At 35.9% G+C, this 619-nt stretch carries 1 protein-coding gene; it reads left to right on the forward strand.

The window, feature by feature from the left end:
* Positions 1–619: dihydroxy-acid dehydratase domain-containing protein (locus B0174_RS12050; protein ID WP_205663530.1), on the forward strand; the 619-nt coding region annotated here is incomplete at both ends.

The raw sequence follows: 619 nt of genomic DNA on the forward strand, positions 1-619 counted from the left end.
ATTAAGAGCTACGGGACTAAAAGACGAAGATTTTGATAAACCATTTATTGGAGTAGCAAACTCTTTCATTGAACTTATTCCAGGACATTTCTTTTTAGATAAAGTTCCAGCAATCATAAAAGAAGAGATTAAAGCAAATGGGTGTGTTCCTTTTGAGTTTAATACAATTGGTGTTGATGATGGTATTGCAATGGGACATGATGGGATGTTATTCTCACTTCCATCAAGAGAATTAATTGCAAACTCTATTGAAACAGTAATGAATGCACACAAACTAGATGCAATGATTGCTATTCCAAACTGTGATAAAATCGTTCCAGGTATGATTATGGGTGCATTAAGAGTTGATGTTCCAACTGTATTTGTTTCTGGTGGACCAATGCAAAAAGGTCATACTAAAGATGGTGATCCTATTGATTTAGCAACTGCATTTGAAGCTGTAGGTAAGTTTGAAAAAGGTGACATGAATGAAGAAGAGTTAAAAGATATCGAGTGTAATGCCTGTCCAAGTGGTGGTTCATGCTCTGGTATGTTTACAGCTAACTCAATGAATACTTTAATGGAAGCTATGGGAATTGCACTTCCAGGAAATGGTACAATCTTAGCCCTTACTCCTGAA

Origin of the sequence: Arcobacter caeni (assembly GCF_003063245.1) — a bacterium.
Taxonomy (GTDB): domain Bacteria; phylum Campylobacterota; class Campylobacteria; order Campylobacterales; family Arcobacteraceae; genus Aliarcobacter; species Aliarcobacter caeni.